Origin of the sequence: Pseudoalteromonas sp. APC 3691, from assembly GCF_030408135.1 — a bacterium.
Taxonomy (GTDB): domain Bacteria; phylum Pseudomonadota; class Gammaproteobacteria; order Enterobacterales; family Alteromonadaceae; genus Pseudoalteromonas.
Window position 1 is genome coordinate 1 of the sequence record NZ_JASDCB010000135.1, and the last position, 1,820, is coordinate 1,820.

At 38.6% G+C, this 1,820-nt stretch carries 1 protein-coding gene; it reads right to left on the reverse strand.

The genetic code is table 11. From position 1 onward, the window contains the following. Positions 1-295 precede the first annotated feature (295 nt). Positions 296-1,597, reverse strand: a complete 1,302-nt coding sequence (locus tag QL998_RS20555) for a hemolysin family protein (protein WP_197117100.1) — start codon at positions 1,595-1,597, stop codon at positions 296-298. Between the last annotated feature and the right edge of the window lie 223 nt (positions 1,598-1,820).

Consider the following 1,820-nt stretch of genomic DNA (forward strand, 5'->3'; position numbering starts at 1 on the left):
CCCACCCTCAAGCACAGTATTGGTCTGACTAAGTATAGGGCGTTGCGCTATTTTGCACGCTGACCCACCAATACTGCCGAAACAGGTTACGGTTAGTTGTGTACCTCTAACTTCTTATGGCTTCCTTTAGACCCCACCGTTGGCCAGTGACGCCCTTGCCATTCAGATTATCTTCCCCTTAGTCAGGGTAATAAGGCATCTTTCAGCCTATCGGGTTTGCCAGCTTCGCTGGGCAAACAAAAAAGCCAAGCAAATACAGCTTGGCTATTTATATAAAACTAAAGCGCACCTTATTTTAAAGGATATTAGCACTCTGTGGGTTAATAACCCTTGAAACTAACAACTGCTCTACCCTAATCCCTTCTACGTCAACTACTTCAAACTTAAAGCCTGAAAAAGTAAAATGTTCCGCACGTTTAGGTATACGCTTCATGTTATAAATTAAAAATCCAGCTACAGTCTCGTAAAGCATCTGGTCAGGAAATTCTTCTATATCAAGTACTTTTGCTAAATCGGTAATTGGGGTTAAACCATCTACAAGCCATGAATTTTTATCGCGTTCTATGATTAATTCGTCGCCTTGGTGAGTAATTAAATCCCCCATAAACCCTTTCATTAAGTCTTTAACGGTAACAATACCCACCGAAAGTGCATATTCGTTTACTACAACAGCAAACGGCTTTGCTGCACTTTTAAACGCGTTTAAAGCTTCAGATAAACTTAATGTTTCGGGTAAGTAAAAAACATCTTTATCAATCAGATCATCGTTTATATTGGCGGCTTCGCCTTTTAGTACTTGTCGTAAAATATCTTTAGATTCAACAGAGCCATGCAACTTATCTAAATTTCCTGACACCACTAAAAAATGATTATGAGGATGATCAATAATTTTAGTCGCAATATCATGGCTAGATTCATTTAAATCAAAATAGACAATTTGGTCGCGTGGAGTCATAACGCTTGATAAAAATCGCGCTTCTAGGTCAAACACATTGCCAATGAGTTCATACTCTTGCTTTTGCAAACTACCATAAGCAGCACCTGCTTCCATCATGGCAACAATGTCCTCAGTTGTTACATTGTCTTCTCGCTCAGCGGGCACTTTAAACAAACGCAGCACAAAGTTCGTTACCCCATTAAAAAACATCACCAGTGGAGTTAATGCAAAGGTAACCCAGCGCATTATTGTAACCACTCTGACAGCGACAGCTTCTGGCATGATCATCGCTAAACGCTTTGGCATTAAATCGGCGAACAATATAAACAAAGATGTAATAGTAAAAAACGAGAATAAAAAGCTAATTTTTTCTAAGTGTGCGCCTTGATAAAAAAGCACTAAAACACTTTCAACATAAGGCGATAAAGCCTGCTCGCCCACAATACCACCCAAAATCGCAATCGCGTTGAGTGCAATTTGGATCATGGCAAAAAAAGCCCCTGGATTTTCTTGTAGCTTTAATACCGCTGCTGCTTTTATATTTCCTTCATCTGCCATTACTCGCAGTTTTATTTTACGCGACGCTGCAATTGCTATTTCTGACATAGCAAACAACGCACTGATCAAGATCAATAAGCTAATCCCGATTAAATCACCCATTTAACGCTCCAATAAGTTAGCGCTTTTTTAAACAAAAAGCAGCTGGATTATAATCGGTTTTTTAAACGCAGCAATTTATATTTACGAAATATATTTGTAACTATTCACCAAGACAAATTATTTTCTAAGGATCTTTTTTAGCTATTGACTGATCCTGCCAGTATGCCAAGCTAGAGCTATTACCCTATCGCTCTAGCTTTAATGAATTTAAACAGCATAAATA

Bases quoted from the DNA above. Each gene is read 5' to 3' on its own strand.
- QL998_RS20555 (WP_197117100.1), bottom strand. From the start codon at position 1,597: ATGGGTGATTTAATCGGGATTAGCTTATTGATCTTGATCAGTGCGTTG.